Raw genomic sequence first — 14,587 nt, 5'->3', positions numbered from 1 at the left:
TCGGTGTAGCTCGTGCCGATGCTGGCACGAGCTTGACCACGCTATTCAGCGAGAAACAGCTCCAGCAGCGAGTTTAAAAACAGCTTGCCGTGCTCCGTTATCTGCCACGCGTCAGCGGACTCGGTCACATAGTTGAGTGCTAAAGCACGCTCGACCTGCGGACGGATCGCTGACTCATCCAGCCCGGTGTAGCGGGTAAAGTCAGCCCGTGGGGCAGGCTCCAGCAGGCGGAAACGGTTCATAAAGAACTCAAACGGCTTGTCGGCGGCTTCAACCTCATGCTGCCGATCGCGATAGGTTCCCTGCATATAGCCACGCGGATGGCGCGTTTTGGCGGTGCGTAAAATGCGTCCATCGGGGAAGGTCACCTTGCCGTGCGCGCCGCAGCCGATGCCAAGATAGTCGCCAAAGCGCCAGTAGTTCAGGTTATGCTGGCACTGATAGCCCGGCTTCGCATAGGCCGACGTCTCATACTGGCGGTAACCCGCCGCCGTCAGCAGCTGATGGCCCTGCTCGAAAATCTCCCACAGCGAATCGTCATCCGGCAGCACCGGCGGGCGGGATCCAAACAGCGTGCCCGGCTCAATGGTCAACTGATACCAGGAGAGATGCGGTGGGTTCAGGGCAATCGCCTGACGCAGATCGTCCAGCGCCTCTTCCAGGGTCTGGTCCGGCAGGCCGTGCATCAGATCGAGGTTAAAGCTGCGCAGCCCTAATCCCGTTGCCAGCCGGGCAGCGCGTTTCGCCTCTTCGGGGCCGTGGATACGTCCCAGCCGCGTCAGCTTGGTTTCGCTAAAGCTCTGCACGCCAATAGAGATACGGTTAACCCCCGCGCGCTGGTAGTCGACGAAACGGTCGGCCTCCACCGTGCCGGGGTTGGCCTCCATGGTGATCTCCGCGTCAGCGGCCAGATTGAGGCGCGCCCGCACGCCGTCGAGCAGGGTCTGCATCGCCGGGCCAGAGAGCAGGCTCGGTGTCCCGCCGCCAATGAAGATCGTCTTAACCTCACGCCCCTGTGCCCAGGGCGCATCGGCGTCGAGATCGCTCAGCAGATGCTGAACGTAGTCGTCATGGGGAACTTCCCCTTTCAGCGCGTGCGAGTTGAAGTCGCAGTAAGGACACTTCTGCACGCACCAGGGGATATGGATGTAAAGGCTCAGAGGTGGCAAATCAGCCATTACGCAGGGCTTCCAGTAACAGTTTCAGCGCCTGGCCACGGTGGGAAGCGGCGCGCTTCTCGTCCGCGGTCAGCTCGGCAGCGGTTTTGCCTGCCTCCGGCACAACGAAGATAGGATCGTAGCCAAAGCCGCCGCTGCCCGCAGGCGCACGGGCGATAGTGCCCTGCCAGCTGCCGTGGCACACCAGCGGGGTCGGATCGTCAGCATGGCGCATATAGACCAGCACGCAGTGGAACTGCGCCTGGCGTTCGCTGTCGGGTACGTCCTGCAGCTCAACCAGCAGCTTATCAAGGTTCTGCTGGTCGGTGGCATCTACACCGGCAAAGCGCGCGGAGTAGATCCCTGGCGCGCCGCCGAGGGCATCAACCGCCAGCCCGGAATCGTCGGCAATCGCCGGCAGGCCGGTCACCTGCGCAGCATGGCGCGCTTTGATGATCGCATTCTCGATGAAGGTCAGCCCGGTTTCCTCGGCAGACTCGACGCCCAGCTCGGTTTGCGCCACCACGTCGAGACCAAAATCGTTAAGCAGCGAGGCCAGCTCGCGCACTTTACCGGCGTTGCCGGTAGCAAGAACTACTTTTTGCATAGTTAAATCCTGATTCATTTACACCACGGCAGGCGGCGCTTAGAGCGCCATCCACAGCCCCGGCAGCAGCATATTCCCCGTGCCCTGCAACAGCTCGGCGATCCCCATGTTAATCACATAGAGCAGCAGAACCAGGATCATCGGCGAGAAATCGATCCCACCCATGGAGGGCAGCAGACGGCGGATAGGGCGCAGCAGCGGATCGGCGAGCTGCATCAGCACAAACTCAACCGGGCTACGTCCCTGGCTGACCCAGCTCATGATCGCCATCAGCAGCAGCACCCAGAAGATCAGCTGGCCGATGGTTTTCAGCAGGATCAGCACGGCGGCAATCCAGATGATCGGCTGGAAGGTCACCACCATAAACAGCACGATAGCCTTCAGCACGCAGAGGACAAGCGCCAGCAGCACCGAAGCGCTGTCGAGCGGGCCCATGGCCGGAATAATGCGGCGCAGCGGCCCCACCACCGGCTGGGTGATCTTCACGATAAACTGTGAGAAAGGGTTATAAAAATCCACGCGGGCCCACTGCATCCAGACCCGTAACAGCAGCACCATCGTATAAAGCTCAATTACCGTTGAGAGCAGGAAAGTCAACGTCTTCATGGCGTTCCTCAGTTTTCCTTAATTTTTTGTATAGTCACGAGCACCAAATATGGCGGTGCCGATGCGTACCAGGGTGCTGCCCGCCGCGATGGCGGCTTCCATATCGTCGCTCATCCCCAGAGAGAGCGTATCTACCGTCGGGTAGCGCAATTTAAGCGCGTCAAATGCTACAGCCATTTGCCGTGCCACCGCAAACTGCCTTTCATAAGTTGACACGGGGGCGGGGATCGACATCAGCCCACGCAGGCAGATGCCCGGCAGCGCTGCCACCTGCGCGGCAAGAGCATCCAGCTCGGCAAGCGGAATACCAGACTTGCTCTCTTCATCGCTAATATTGATTTGAATCAGGATGTTAAGCGGCGGCATGCCGGCCGGGCGCTGGTCGCTCAGTCGGCTGGCAATGCGCAGGCGATCGACGGTATGACACCAGTCAAAGTGCTCGGCCACCAGGCGGCTTTTGTTGGACTGTAAAGGTCCAATAAAGTGCCATTCCAGCCCCGTTACTCCCTGCTCCTGAAAGTGGCGAATCTTATCCACCCCTTCCTGAACATAGTTTTCGCCAAAAGCGCGCTGTCCGGCGTCGATGGCCTCTGCGACAGCGCTCGCAGGTTTGGTTTTGCTGACTGCAAGCAGAGCAACATCTTCTGAAGCACGGCCGCAGCGTAGCGCAGCGGCTGAGATTTTGTCCCGGACCTGTGCCAGGTTATGCGCGATATCGTTCATCTTTCCCGGAGGCTTAATCATGGATATGGAAGAAATAGTGGCCCTTAGTGTAAAGCATAACGTCTCGGATCTACACCTGTGCAGCACCTGGCCGCCGCGCTGGCGCAGGCAGGGTCTGCTTGAAGATGCCCCGTTTCCACCTCCGGACATTGAGGCGATCCTTCGCGAGGCGCTGACCGACGAGCAGCAGGGTGAGTGGTGGGCCAACCGGCAGGTGGACTTTGCCCTTGAGCTGGCAAACCAGCAGCGGCTGCGGGCCAGCGCCTTTATGCACCATCGTGGCATCTCGCTGGCGCTGCGCCTGCTGCCCAACGACTGTCCGAAGCTTTATGCCCTGGATGCCCCGCCTGCGCTGGAGCAGATCCTCGCCTGCGACAGCGGGCTGGTGCTGGTCACCGGCGCAACCGGCAGCGGTAAATCCACGACCCTGGCGGCGATGGTGGACTACCTCAACCACCGCCTGGCAGGGCATATTTTGACCCTCGAGGATCCGGTAGAGTTTGTTCATCGGGGGGCGCAGTGCCTGATTGAGCAGCGGGAGATAGGCCAGCACTGCCCGTCGTTTGCTGATGGCCTACGCGCCGCCCTGCGTGAAGATCCGGATGTGATCCTGATCGGTGAGCTGCGCGACGGCGAGACCATACGTCTGGCGCTGACCGCCGCTGAGACCGGGCATCTGGTGCTGGCGACGCTGCATACCCGTGGTGCAGCTCAGGCGATAGAGCGGCTAATCGACACCTTTCCTGCCGAGGAGAAAGCCTGGGTGCGCAGCCAGCTGGCGGGCAGCCTGCAGGCAGTGATGGCGCAAAAGCTGGAGGCAGATAAGCAGGGCGGGCGCGTGGCGCTGTTTGAGCTGCTGGTTAATACCCCGGCGGTAGCGAACCTGATACGCGACGGTAAAACGCACCAGCTGCCTGGCCTGATGCAGACCGGACAGCAGGCAGGGATGCAAACCTTCCGCCAGAGCCGCCAGCAGCGGGTTGCTGCCGGGAGGCTGGGGGAGCAGGGTGGGGATCAGGCGTGCTGTTCGAAGTAGCTTTCGAGGATGATCACCGCCGAGGCGGAGTCTACGCTGCCTTTGTTCAGCGCCCGGTAGCCGCCATGGGCGAAGAGTCCGGAGCGGGCTTCAACGGTGCTCAGACGCTCGTCATGCAGAGCAATACGCACCCCGAAGCGGCCATGGATCTTATTGGCAAAGTTGCGCGCCCGGGCGGTAAGCAGCTGCTCGCTGCCGTCCATATTCAGGGGCAGACCGACCACGACCTCATCGGGCTGCCACTCTTTTAGCAGGCGCTCAATCAGGTTCCAGTCTGGGGTGCCGTTTTGCGCCTTCAGCGCCGCCAGCGGGCGGGCGGTGCCGGTTACGCGCTGGCCAATCGCCACGCCGATGCTTTTAGTGCCGAAGTCAAAGGCTAACAGAGTGTCGCTCATCAGGCATGTCCCGCTACGCCGGGCATGGTCGAGATATCGATGCCGATCAGCTTTGCCGCATCGCGCCAGCGGTCAGCGATAGGCGTCTTAAACAGGATGTTCTGATCCGCCGGGGCAGTAAGCCATGCGTTGTCGAGGATCTCCTGCTCAAGCTGGCCCTTCTCCCATGAGGAGTAGCCGAGCGCTACCAGCACCTCGGCGGGCTGCTCGTCGGTACCCAGCGTCTCCAGCACGTCCCGGGAGGTGGTGATCACCGTGTTGTCCGAGATGCGGATGCTTGAGGAGAACTTCGCCGGCGGCGTATGCAGGATAAAGCCGCGATCCTCCGCCAGCGGGCCGCCGAGCAGCACCGGTTTATCCAGACGGATCGCCGGGTCGCGCCCCTCTGGGTTGATCTTAAGCTTCTCCAGTACCCCTTCGACCTTCAGGTTTTCCAGCGGCTTATTGATGATGATCCCCATCGCGCCATCTTCGTTATATTCGCAGATATAGACCACGGCGCGGCGGAAGAAGGGATCCTGGAGAGCAGGCATGGCAATCAGAAAGTGATGCTGTAAATTCATTGTCAGAGGTTCTGTTCCTGGTTCAAAAAGCAACAAGCACCCAGTATGCGGTGAAAGCCCCAGCTTTGCTATCCCTGTGGATCGCAATTCCGGGTCTTTCACCTGCAAACAGGCCGTTACGGGCGTGCTGAATTTAGTGGCCGAGACGCTTTTCGATGGCGTCCATCAGCATGCCGGTAATGGAGACCGGGAACTCCGCTTCGATTTCACGGATGCAGGTCGGGCTGGTGACGTTGATCTCGGTCAGGCGATCGCCAATGATATCAAGACCGACAAAGATCAGCCCTTTGGCCTTCAGGGTAGGCGCGACGCGACGGGCGATATCCCAGTCGCTGTCGGTTAACGGTCGCGGTTCACCACGCCCCCCGGCGGCCAGATTGCCACGGGTTTCGCCGCCCTGCGGGATACGCGCCAGGCAGTATGGGACGGGTTCGCCATCGACCACCAGCACGCGCTTGTCGCCGTCTTTGATCGCCGGCAGATAGTTCTGCGCCATGCAGTAACGGCTACCATGCTCGGTCAGCGTTTCGGTAATCACGCCGAGGTTCGGATCGCCCTCTTTTACGCGGAAAATAGACGCGCCGCCCATGCCATCCAGCGGTTTCAGGATGATGTCGGTATGCTTCTGCCAGAACGCCTTAATCTGCGCCTTATTGCGGGTGACCAGCGTTTCCGGGGTCAGCTCCGGGAACCAGGCGGTGAACAGCTTCTCGTTGCAGTCGCGCAGGCTCTGGGGCTTGTTGACGATCAGCGTCCCTTTCTCTTCCGCGCGCTCGAGGATATAGGTGGCATAGACAAATTCGGTATCAAAAGGCGGATCCTTACGCATCAGCACCACGTCAAGATCGGCCAGCTCGATATCCTGCTCGCCGTTGAACGTATACCACTGGTCGTAGTTCTGCTCTACGCTCAGGAGGCGCGTGCGTGCGCGGGCCTGGCCGTTAATCAGATAGAGATCCGCCATCTCCATATAGTGCAGCTCGTAGCCACGACGCTGCGCTTCCAGCAGCATGGCAAAGCTGGAGTCTTTCTTGATGTTAATGCTTGCGATGGGATCCATCACAATGCCGAGCTTAATCATTCGCTTTCTCCGTTTAAACCTGTAGCCAGTTTTACCCTAAATCACCGAAACGCACCTGAAGTGCGGTAATGGCGGTGAGCGCGGTCGTTTCAGTGCGCAAGACGCGTGGTCCTAACAGAATATCAGTAAACTGATACTGTGCGGTCATGGCGATCTCATTCGCCGTCAGGCCGCCTTCCGGGCCAATCAGCAGCCGCACGCGCTCAACCGGCAGCGGCAGCGTATTGATGCTGGCGCTGGCGCGCGGGTGCAGGTTCAGCTTTAGCCCATCCTCAGGCTCGGCGCACCAGGCTTCCAGATCCATTGCCGGACGTATCTCCGGGATCCGGTTGCGGCCACACTGCTCGCAGGCAGCAATGGCGATCTTCTGCCACTGCTGGATCTTCTTGTTCAGACGTTCAGGATCCAGTTTAACCCCGCAGCGCTCAGAAAAAAGTGGCGTAATGAGGCTTACTCCCAGTTCGATCGATTTCTGGATGGTAAATTCCATCTTTTCGCCCCGGGACATCACCTGGCCGAGATGGATATGCAGCGGCGACTCGCGATCGTCAGTCTCGCCTGACAGTAGATTGACCACCACGCTCTTCTTATCAGCGCGCAGGATCTCCGCCTCAAAAAGCTGGTTGCTGCCGTCAAAAAGCTGCAATGCCTGGCCTGCGCCCATGCGCAGCACGCGGCCAACGTGGTTTGCTGCATCGTCGCTCAGTGCAACCTGCTGGCCAACGGTAAGGGATTCAGGGTGATAAATGCGGGGTTTACGCATGAAAACATCGTCCGGGATAGAGAGTGCGGCAAGGCTGCCGCACGGTTAACAAGATGCCGCTAGTGTAGGTAGCTCTTTCACCCCTGACAAGCGCGCTGCACGTAGGGATTGGGGTTGCCCTGAACCTTATTGATCCGCCTGTCGCGCTCGCACTCCCAGGGCGTGACCGGATAGATCTTGTTCCAGGCCTCAAACAACTGCGTCTGCTGGCGGGAGAGTGACAGCGAGTAGCGATCGCGCATATAGAAGTAGATGCGGGCGATGGCGCCGCGGGCGCGGGCTGGCGGTTCGGCCATCTTCTCTTTGAAGTCGACCTTCATGTCGCACTGGCCGTACTGGCCCTCGCCGCCGTTCCACTGGCTGTACATAAAGTTGCCGCGATCGCCGTTGACCTCGCCAACGGCGGGCTGCAGGTTATGCATGTCGCTCTCCATCTGGCGGTAGATCGGATCTTTCGAGCAGTTTTTGCGCCCGCCATCCTGCCAGCACTGGCGCTGGTGGCCAAACTGCCAGGCGGGCACCACGTGTTCCCACTCGATGCGGCTGGCGCGGTTGGCATTTTTACGCACCTTGTAGCCGCAGGAGGCGAGATCGACAACGCCCTTTTTGCCTTGCCAGATAATGGTGCAGCCGCAGTAGAAATCCCCCGGCGCGTCGGCATTGATCTTCACGCCTGCCGCCTTGGCCTGGGCGAAACTGTGGATACCTTCGGCCAGCGCGGTGTGGGAGAGGCTGGCTGCCAGCAGGGTAAGAGTGAGAAGGTGAGGGCGGAACATGACAAACTCCATTGCATAACGTAGGCGCACCCTAGCGAATGCGGTTCTCAGATGCAATCAGTCAGTTCACAAAAGGGTTTGATCGTTCAGGCTTGTGCCGGTTCGGCAACCAGCGGCTCGCCACAGTGCACGCAGCGGTAGACCGCTTCGCCACGCAGAATGCGGTTGTGGCGGCGCACGGTTAGCTGATGCTGCTGGCAGGCGCAGCGGTAAGGCCAGGTGTTCCGTTGTACCGAAGCCAGCTCAAACTGGTGGGTACGACGGGCAGGCACGCCAAGCACGCTCTCCATCATCCACTTCCACTCTTTGCCATGCGGCGCAACGCGGCCAAAGTGTTTCCATACCAGCAGGTGGGCCAGCTCGTGCGGCACGACCTCATCAATAAACGCCTGCTGGTTCTCCAGCAGCAGCACCGGATTGAGCCGGATCTCATAGCTGGCAAGCCAGGCCGTACCCGCCGCCGCGCCGCGCTGCTGATAGACGAGGGTAGGTTCAGGATAGCTACGTTCAAGATGACGGTTCGCCTGGGCAAGCTTGTCACGCAGGCTGCGCATAATGGCCTGCTGGAGGGCGATGGGGATTCGTGGCGTTTTCATAACCGCAGAGGATAATCGCTAAAAAATACCGCTGCAACAGCCGCCCGGCGCTCAGGCTGGAAAACGCAGGGAGAAGAGGTGATACCCGTCGGCAAAACGGTACTCTGCCGAGCCTGAATGTAACGCCATAATGGCTTTCACCATCGATAGTCCCAGGCCGTAACCGGATGAGTGTCGGGCGTTATCGCCTCGCCAGAAACGGTTAAATAGCTTGTCCGGCGCGTCTAGTTCGTTCCCCGGATTGATCACTTCAACAACTGTTTCGCTATTTTTCACCTGTGTAGCTACCCGGATAACGGCATTTTCCGGGGAGTATCTGACTGCATTGCTGAGCAAATTTAACAAAACGCGCTGGAGTAAGATCCGGTCGGCCTGAAGCGTCCCCTCGCATGCGTTGACAAAGGTGATATTTTTTTCATCTGCGTCATACTCCAGAAACTCAATCAGATCACCGATCGTATCAGCAGCAGAGATCGCCTCTTTTTTCAGCAGAATATTATTATGCTCAGCGCGAGCGAGGAAAAGGATGTTTTCCGTCAGGCGAGAAAGACCCTCAAGCTCTTCGATATTGTTCGCCAGCGCCTGCTGATATTCATCAATGGTGCGCTCTTTACTTAAGACCACCTGATTATGGCCGAGCAGGATATTCACCGGCGTGCGTAATTCATGAGCCAGATCGTCAGCAAACTGATTCAGCCGCGTAAAATCGTCAGCCAGTTTCTGGCGCATAATATTTAACGCACTGCCCAGCGGTTTCAGCTCAGCGGGCAGCGCTTTTTCATCTAAAGGCTGGCTAAGCCCGCGGCTGTCTATATTCGCCGTTAACCGACTGAGTGCGTGAATGGCGTTCAGGCCACGTCTGATTAATAGCGGACTGAGGGCACAACAGATCAGAATAGCGATAAGGCAGATGACGATACTGTTATTGCGATACTGTTCCAGCATATATTGCCGCTCTGATGCCAGTCTGGCGACGGTAATGGTCACAGGCTGGTCATAGCTGAGCGCGGAGATGCGTATTGCAGACAGCTCTGTACCGGCAATATCGCGTTTCGCGATTGTCGCCAGCGCAGGTTTTTTTAGCGTAGGTAATGCATCCAGCAGCGAGGGATCCACGCCTGTGTGGTTGACGGAAATAGTCTGTGCGTTGGGCGAGTGGATGAGCAGAATATCCTGATGAGTATTCATCATGCGGTTAAAATAGAGTGGGAGATTCTCTGCTTTAGCACCATCCAGCAGCAGCTGCCTGATCTGCTCAGCCCGGTTAATCAGCGTGATATCATCCCGCCATGTTAATTCGTGGCTTAGCGCCCGGTATAGCGTCCAGCTGACGCCGGTGCAGGCTAATGCCATTACCAGCACAAATGATAACGTCAGACGTAACGTCATGGATAACTCAGGTTTCACTCTTTTCCTCTGCCCCGAATCTGTAGCCCATTCCTCTGACGGTGCCGATCAATTTTGTATTGAAAGGATCGTCAACCTTTGCCCGCAGGCGACGAATGGCGACATCAACCGTGTTAGTTTCATTGTCAAAATTAATGCCCCACACCTCGCTGGCAATGAGCGCTCTGGGAATAATTTCACCAGCTCTTGAGACCAGCAGCCACAGCAGGAGAAACTCCTTGCGGGTTAAAACGATGGTTTTCCCATCCCTGGAGACGCTCTGTTTAATAGAGTCCATCTCCAGCCCATTCGATTTCAGGTGCGTGTGGGCAACAGGATTGTTTCTGAGCTGCGCGCGCACTCTTGCCAGCAGCTCAGCAAATGAGAAAGGCTTAACCAGATAGTCATTGGCACCCAGTTCCAGCCCCTTTACCCTGTCTTCAACCGCATCGCGGGCGGTGAGGCAGATAACCGGTGTCTGATGCGCCGTTCTTAGCGCTTTCAAGACCTGCCAACCGTCCAGGCCCGGCAGCATAATATCCAGAATAATCAGCGAGTAGGGTTCATGCAGTGCGAGGCGTAAGCCGTTTCTGCCATCGCTTACCGTATCTACGACGTAGCCCGCCTCGGTCAGTCCCTGACTGACCCAGTCGCTGGTTTTTTGATTATCTTCAACAAGTAGGATCTTCATGGATTCACTATGTCATAAGCGTCAGGTGAGGTGGGGAAATATCATCAATGATGACGAAAATGTAATCCTAATGTCAGGTTAACGCCGCTCGGGTCATATACATTTCAGGTACCTACTTGAACACGGAGCGACACATGAAAAAGCCTATCCTGACCGCAGCGATGCTCGCTGTTATTTCTGCATCCCCTCTCGCCATGGCGGCTGCCAATAATATTCTGAGCGTGCATATTCTCGACCAGCAGACCGGCAAACCTGCCGAGCATGTTGAAGTGGTGCTGGAGCAGAAAAGCAATAGCGGATGGCAACAGTTAAACAGTGGCTATACGGATAAAGATGGCCGCATTAAGGCGTTATGGCCAGAGCAGGAGGCGAAGCCCGGTGATTACCGCGTGACGTTTAAAACCAAACCCTGGTTTGACAGTAAAAAGCAGGAGAGCTTTTTCCCGGAGATCCCGGTTGAATTTCACATCAGCAACACGGATCAGCACTATCACGTTCCTCTGCTGTTAAGTCCGTATGGTTACTCAACGTATCGGGGAAGCTGACGGCGGGTAGAGTAAAAAAGCCTCCCCCCAGGCGGGAGGAGGCTTATCAGGTTAGTTGCTTGCGCCAATCTCGCGCAGCTTGCGGCCTTTCATCAGATTACGTTCAATATGCTCCAGCGAAACATGCTTGGTTTCTGGCACCAGCCACAGGGTCAGGACAATGAACAGCACGTTCAGCGCACCGTAGACCCAGAAGGTGTTGGCGTTGCCCAGGGTGTTGAGCATAGTCAGGAAGGTTGCACCGACGATCATATTGGCGATCCAGTTGGTCGCGGTAGAGCAGGTGATACCAAAATCACGCCCTTTCAGCGGCTGGATCTCAGAGCACAGTACCCAGATCAGCGGTCCGGCGCTCATCGCAAAGCCCACGATAAACATCAGCAGCATCGCGACGGCAAAGTACTGCGCCGTCGGGGTGTGAATGCCGATGTGCATCATAGTACCCAGAATGCCCATACCGGCAGCCATCACCAGGAAGCCCAGCACCAGGGTCGGCTTACGGCCCCAACGGTCAACCAGCCCAATAGCGATAAAGGTTGCCAGCACGTTGGTCAGGCCAACGATAACCGTCCCCCACATCTGCTCGGTAGTATTGGTGTAACCCGCCAGCTCAAAGATCTTCGGCGCGTAGTACATGATGACGTTCATCCCGGTGAACTGCTGCATTACCTGCAGCAGCACGCCAAGGAACACCGCACGGCGGAAGTTGCTGTTCTCTTTAAACAGCGCCCAGCCGCTCTGCTTCACCTGCAGGCTTTCACGGATCTCATCCAGCTCGTGCTTCGCTTCGGCGCTGGTATCGCGCAGGCGGAGCAGCACGCGCTCAGCGTCGTGGAAGCGACGTTTAGCGGCAAACCAGCGCGGACTGTCCGGCAGGAAGAAGACGCCAATCAGCAGCAGGATTGCCGGAATGATGATCACGCCGAGCATCCAGCGCCATGCGCCGCTGTAGCTAAAGGCGGTATCAGAGAGGTAGGCACCCAGAATACCGATGGTGATCATCAGCTGATACATCGAGATCATGCTGCCGCGGATCTTCTCCGGGGCGATCTCAGACAGGTAGAGCGGGGCGGTGTATGAGGCAACGCCAACCGCCAGACCCAGCAGCACGCGGGAGAGGATCAGTACCTCAACGTTGGGCGCAGCGGCTGAGAAGAGCGAGCCGATCACAAACAGGATCGCACCAATCATCAGGCTCTTCTTACGGCCCAGCTTGAAGGAGAGCCAGCCGCTGCCTACGGCACCGACGGCAGCACCAAACATCATGGAGCTAACGACCCACTCCTGCGTGTGTGAACTAATCTGAAATTCGTCGGCGATAAAGGGCAGCGCGCCCGCAATGACGCCGATATCAAGGCCGAACAGCAATCCGGCCAGCGCGGCGAGAAAACAGACAAAGAAGGTCATTGCCTTGTTCGAGCGCCCCGATTTTTTATTGTCAGGCATACTGCCCTCCAGTTGGGTTATTAGTTTTGACGGTAAAAGGTTAGGTTAGAGCTGCGTAAAAAGATGTGAGGCTAATCACATCAGTGTAATCGGTTACACTCGTTTCAGGCAGGTTCACCAAAAAGTAACAATACAAATCATAAAGTTAATGAATAGTAGCGTAATCTTGTGTAAAGGGGTTCAGACTATACCGAAATATTATGTAACAAACCCACCTTATGCGGCATTTCGCACAAATTAGGGGAATAAACCCGCGAATCATGCGTGTAATCGTTATCAGAAAGGGGATAGAAAAAAGGCCAGCACGAGGCTGGCCTTAAAGAGAAGGGGAAAGCGGGGGCTTATTTCAGGCCAGCGGCTTCGCGCAGTACGTCTGCTTTGTCGGTTTTTTCCCACGGGAAGTGTTCGCGACCAAAGTGACCGTAAGCGGCAGTCTCTTTATAGATCGGGTGCAGCAGATCCAGCATCTGGATCAGGCCGTACGGACGCAGGTCAAAGAACTCACGTACCAGCAGAGTCAGCTGCTCGGTAGCGATCTTCTCAGTACCGAAGGTTTCCACCATGATTGAGGTTGGCTCGGCCACGCCGATAGCGTAGGAGACCTGGATTTCACAGCGGTCAGCCAGGCCAGCAGCAACGATGTTCTTCGCCACGTAGCGCGCCGCGTAGGCCGCAGAGCGGTCAACCTTCGACGGATCTTTACCGGAGAACGCACCGCCGCCGTGACGAGCCATGCCGCCGTAGGTATCAACGATGATTTTACGTCCGGTCAGGCCGCAGTCACCCATCGGGCCGCCGATAACAAAGCGGCCGGTCGGGTTGATAAAGAATTTAGTCGAGCTGTTCAGCCACTCGGCAGGCAGGATCGGCTTGATGATCTCTTCCATCACGCCTTCCTGCAGCGATTTCTGGTCAATATCTTCTGCATGCTGGGTAGAGAGCACTACCGCGTCAATGCCGACAATTTTGCCTGCATCGTACTGGAAGGTCACCTGGCTCTTCGCATCCGGGCGCAGCCACGGCAGGGTGCCATTTTTACGCACTTCAGCCTGGCGCTGCACCAGACGGTGAGCGTAGGTGATCGGCGCCGGCATCAGCACGTCGGTTTCGTTGGTGGCATAGCCAAACATCAGGCCCTGGTCGCCTGCACCCTGCTCCAGCGGATCGGCACGGTCAACGCCCTGGTTGATATCCGGAGACTGTTTACCGATAGCGCTCAGTACCGCACAGGAGTTCGCGTCAAAGCCCATATCTGAATGGACATAGCCGATTTCACGCACGGTGTTACGGGTGATCTCTTCGATATCGACCCATGCGCTGGTGGTGATCTCACCGCCGACTAAAACCATGCCGGTTTTAACGTAGGTTTCACACGCCACGCGTGCTTTCGGATCCTGCTCAAGGATTGCATCCAGCACCGCATCGGAGATCTGGTCAGCAATTTTGTCAGGATGCCCTTCGGAAACTGACTCGGACGTAAAAAGGTGTTTTGCCATGTTCTCTTCACCCTGGGGGAAATTTTGTTAGCTCGGACTCAGTGCCTGTATAAGCCTTAACAAGGCGTGCAGGTAAATGGCACCGGAGGTCTGAGGGTTAATCGGTATGGATGGATTAACATCTGGACGGCTATTTTAGGTCACTTCTTAACCCCGTTTCCAGCATTTTTTGATATTCATCGCACTATGGGTGAAATTCAGGACGTAACTTTCTCTATCCACGCGGCAAAACGGGCTTTTTTGTTTTGCTTTTTCACCCCGTTATCGGTATAAAACGCCGCACGCGGCTTGTATACCTGGACCAGCCGCTAACCAGCTGGTTGGCGTGGAGGTGATACCCAATAATGAACCGTTGTTTACCGCTAAATCTGCCGCGCCGTTCTGGCGTGCTCGCATTTCCCGCTACCCGCAAATCTACCCTGCAAACCTGCCGATGTTATACCCATTTCGGCGCTTCTCAGGACTCCCGGGCCGGTTACGCCTGGTGACAACTGAACAAGGGCGCTCTTGTTAATTCAGGAGTTTTCTCGTGGTTTCGCCGAACCTTGTCATACAGAGTTCGGATACGTGTTTTACAATGATATGAATAAGAAACCGGTCGCACGGCTTTGGTATCAGCATAATACGCTGGATAACCGGGCTGTTTATGGGTTGTTATCGCCATTCCTAATCGCGATAGTAGTCAACTGTTTTACACTTACTAATACAATTTGAGGTTCG

The 14,587-nt window shown here is 57.0% G+C and carries 17 protein-coding genes; 3 read left to right on the top strand and 14 right to left on the bottom strand.

All coding sequences use genetic code 11. The features are described 5' to 3' along the window. Positions 1–41: 41 nt before the first annotated feature. From hemW to RTN40_RS07455, 4 genes are read right to left on the bottom strand one after another with little or no spacing between them, the layout of a single operon-like run. Positions 42–1,178 (bottom strand): radical SAM family heme chaperone HemW, encoded by a 1,137-nt coding sequence (gene hemW, locus RTN40_RS07470; protein WP_312227913.1) that lies wholly within the window; start codon positions 1,176–1,178, stop codon positions 42–44. Then, on the bottom strand, positions 1,171–1,764 hold the full coding sequence (locus RTN40_RS07465) for an XTP/dITP diphosphatase (RefSeq protein WP_312227912.1): 594 nt from the start codon (positions 1,762–1,764) through the stop codon (positions 1,171–1,173). The genes hemW and RTN40_RS07465 overlap by 8 nt, the downstream gene beginning before the upstream one ends. A 39-nt stretch (positions 1,765–1,803) precedes the next feature. Continuing rightward, positions 1,804–2,370 carry a YggT family protein gene (locus RTN40_RS07460; RefSeq protein WP_312213036.1) on the bottom strand — a complete coding sequence of 189 codons (567 nt, stop codon included), beginning with the start codon at positions 2,368–2,370 and terminating at the stop codon, positions 1,804–1,806. Between the two features lie 18 nt (positions 2,371–2,388). After that, a complete protein-coding gene (locus RTN40_RS07455; RefSeq protein ID WP_312227911.1) occupies positions 2,389–3,093 on the bottom strand; it encodes a YggS family pyridoxal phosphate-dependent enzyme in 705 nt (234 codons plus the stop codon). Between the two features lie 19 nt (positions 3,094–3,112). Between RTN40_RS07455 and RTN40_RS07450 the strand changes: the two genes are divergently transcribed. Next, entirely contained in the window at positions 3,113–4,129 is a 1,017-nt protein-coding gene (locus tag RTN40_RS07450) for a type IV pilus twitching motility protein PilT (RefSeq protein WP_312227910.1), read from the top strand. Here the strand turns inward: RTN40_RS07450 and ruvX are convergent. The 8 genes from ruvX to hprR form a co-directional block, all read right to left on the bottom strand. Next, complete coding sequence (gene ruvX, locus RTN40_RS07445) at positions 4,108–4,524, bottom strand: Holliday junction resolvase RuvX (protein WP_312227909.1); 417 nt, start codon at positions 4,522–4,524, stop codon at positions 4,108–4,110. The two genes, RTN40_RS07450 and ruvX, sit on opposite strands and share 22 nt — an antisense overlap. After that, complete coding sequence (locus tag RTN40_RS07440; RefSeq protein ID WP_312227908.1) at positions 4,524–5,087, bottom strand: YqgE/AlgH family protein; 564 nt, start codon at positions 5,085–5,087, stop codon at positions 4,524–4,526. The genes ruvX and RTN40_RS07440 overlap by 1 nt, the downstream gene beginning before the upstream one ends. A 133-nt stretch (positions 5,088–5,220) precedes the next feature. Next, a complete protein-coding gene (gene gshB / locus RTN40_RS07435; protein ID WP_312227907.1) occupies positions 5,221–6,168 on the bottom strand; it encodes a glutathione synthase in 948 nt (315 codons plus the stop codon). A 31-nt stretch (positions 6,169–6,199) separates the two neighbouring features. Continuing rightward, the gene (rsmE, locus tag RTN40_RS07430; RefSeq protein WP_312227906.1) at positions 6,200–6,931 is read right to left on the bottom strand and encodes a 16S rRNA (uracil(1498)-N(3))-methyltransferase; all 732 of its coding nucleotides are present in this window, start codon (positions 6,929–6,931) and stop codon (positions 6,200–6,202) included. A gap of 77 nt (positions 6,932–7,008) precedes the next feature. Then, positions 7,009–7,707: a deoxyribonuclease I gene (endA, locus tag RTN40_RS07425; RefSeq protein WP_312227905.1), complete on the bottom strand. Its 699-nt coding sequence runs from the start codon at positions 7,705–7,707 to the stop codon at positions 7,009–7,011. A gap of 86 nt (positions 7,708–7,793) precedes the next feature. Further along, positions 7,794–8,303, bottom strand: coding sequence for a SprT family zinc-dependent metalloprotease (locus RTN40_RS07420; protein ID WP_312227904.1), 510 nt, complete (start codon positions 8,301–8,303; stop codon positions 7,794–7,796). Between the two features lie 51 nt (positions 8,304–8,354). Continuing rightward, the gene (locus RTN40_RS07415; protein ID WP_312227903.1) at positions 8,355–9,692 is read right to left on the bottom strand and encodes a heavy metal sensor histidine kinase; all 1,338 of its coding nucleotides are present in this window, start codon (positions 9,690–9,692) and stop codon (positions 8,355–8,357) included. A 7-nt stretch (positions 9,693–9,699) separates the two neighbouring features. Further along, on the bottom strand, positions 9,700–10,380 hold the full coding sequence (gene hprR, locus RTN40_RS07410) for a response regulator transcription factor HprR (RefSeq protein ID WP_312227902.1): 681 nt from the start codon (positions 10,378–10,380) through the stop codon (positions 9,700–9,702). Positions 10,381–10,514: 134 nt separating this feature from the next. On the opposite strand from hprR, the gene hiuH reads away from it, so the two are divergent. After that, the gene (gene hiuH, locus RTN40_RS07405) at positions 10,515–10,925 is read left to right on the top strand and encodes a hydroxyisourate hydrolase (RefSeq protein ID WP_312227901.1); all 411 of its coding nucleotides are present in this window, start codon (positions 10,515–10,517) and stop codon (positions 10,923–10,925) included. A gap of 51 nt (positions 10,926–10,976) precedes the next feature. Here the strand turns inward: hiuH and galP are convergent, their stop codons facing one another. Together galP and metK are read right to left on the bottom strand one after the other, a co-directional pair. Next, entirely contained in the window at positions 10,977–12,371 is a 1,395-nt protein-coding gene (galP, locus tag RTN40_RS07400; protein ID WP_312227900.1) for a galactose/proton symporter, read from the bottom strand. Positions 12,372–12,712: 341 nt separating this feature from the next. Beyond that, a complete protein-coding gene (gene metK, locus RTN40_RS07395; protein ID WP_103818452.1) occupies positions 12,713–13,867 on the bottom strand; it encodes a methionine adenosyltransferase in 1,155 nt (384 codons plus the stop codon). A 582-nt stretch (positions 13,868–14,449) separates the two neighbouring features. Here metK and yqgB point away from each other — a divergent pair. Beyond that, the gene (yqgB, locus tag RTN40_RS07390; RefSeq protein WP_312227899.1) at positions 14,450–14,581 is read left to right on the top strand and encodes an acid stress response protein YqgB; all 132 of its coding nucleotides are present in this window, start codon (positions 14,450–14,452) and stop codon (positions 14,579–14,581) included. Positions 14,582–14,587 lie beyond the last annotated feature (6 nt).

The sequence above is a fragment of the Pseudescherichia sp. genome, assembly GCF_031987975.1.
In the GTDB taxonomy this organism is placed as follows: Bacteria; Pseudomonadota; Gammaproteobacteria; order Enterobacterales; family Enterobacteriaceae; genus Pseudescherichia.
Note: the sequence above shows the minus strand (reverse complement) of the source record. Positions and strands in the feature narration are given on the sequence as shown.

Bases quoted from the DNA above. Each gene is read 5' to 3' on its own strand.
- yqgB (WP_312227899.1), top strand. From the start codon at position 14,450: ATGAATAAGAAACCGGTCGCACGGCTTTGGTATCAGCATAATACGCTG.
- RTN40_RS07415 (WP_312227903.1), bottom strand. From the start codon at position 9,692: ATGACGTTACGTCTGACGTTATCATTTGTGCTGGTAATGGCATTAGCC.
- gshB (WP_312227907.1), bottom strand. From the start codon at position 6,168: ATGATTAAGCTCGGCATTGTGATGGATCCCATCGCAAGCATTAACATC.
- metK (WP_103818452.1), bottom strand. From the start codon at position 13,867: ATGGCAAAACACCTTTTTACGTCCGAGTCAGTTTCCGAAGGGCATCCT.
- hprR (WP_312227902.1), bottom strand. From the start codon at position 10,380: ATGAAGATCCTACTTGTTGAAGATAATCAAAAAACCAGCGACTGGGTC.
- RTN40_RS07420 (WP_312227904.1), bottom strand. From the start codon at position 8,303: ATGAAAACGCCACGAATCCCCATCGCCCTCCAGCAGGCCATTATGCGC.
- RTN40_RS07460 (WP_312213036.1), bottom strand. From the start codon at position 2,370: ATGAAGACGTTGACTTTCCTGCTCTCAACGGTAATTGAGCTTTATACG.
- RTN40_RS07450 (WP_312227910.1), top strand. From the start codon at position 3,113: ATGGATATGGAAGAAATAGTGGCCCTTAGTGTAAAGCATAACGTCTCG.
- ruvX (WP_312227909.1), bottom strand. From the start codon at position 4,524: ATGAGCGACACTCTGTTAGCCTTTGACTTCGGCACTAAAAGCATCGGC.
- endA (WP_312227905.1), bottom strand. From the start codon at position 7,707: ATGTTCCGCCCTCACCTTCTCACTCTTACCCTGCTGGCAGCCAGCCTC.
- RTN40_RS07465 (WP_312227912.1), bottom strand. From the start codon at position 1,764: ATGCAAAAAGTAGTTCTTGCTACCGGCAACGCCGGTAAAGTGCGCGAG.
- hiuH (WP_312227901.1), top strand. From the start codon at position 10,515: ATGAAAAAGCCTATCCTGACCGCAGCGATGCTCGCTGTTATTTCTGCA.
- rsmE (WP_312227906.1), bottom strand. From the start codon at position 6,931: ATGCGTAAACCCCGCATTTATCACCCTGAATCCCTTACCGTTGGCCAG.
- RTN40_RS07440 (WP_312227908.1), bottom strand. From the start codon at position 5,087: ATGAATTTACAGCATCACTTTCTGATTGCCATGCCTGCTCTCCAGGAT.
- galP (WP_312227900.1), bottom strand. From the start codon at position 12,371: ATGCCTGACAATAAAAAATCGGGGCGCTCGAACAAGGCAATGACCTTC.
- RTN40_RS07455 (WP_312227911.1), bottom strand. From the start codon at position 3,093: ATGAACGATATCGCGCATAACCTGGCACAGGTCCGGGACAAAATCTCA.
- hemW (WP_312227913.1), bottom strand. From the start codon at position 1,178: ATGGCTGATTTGCCACCTCTGAGCCTTTACATCCATATCCCCTGGTGC.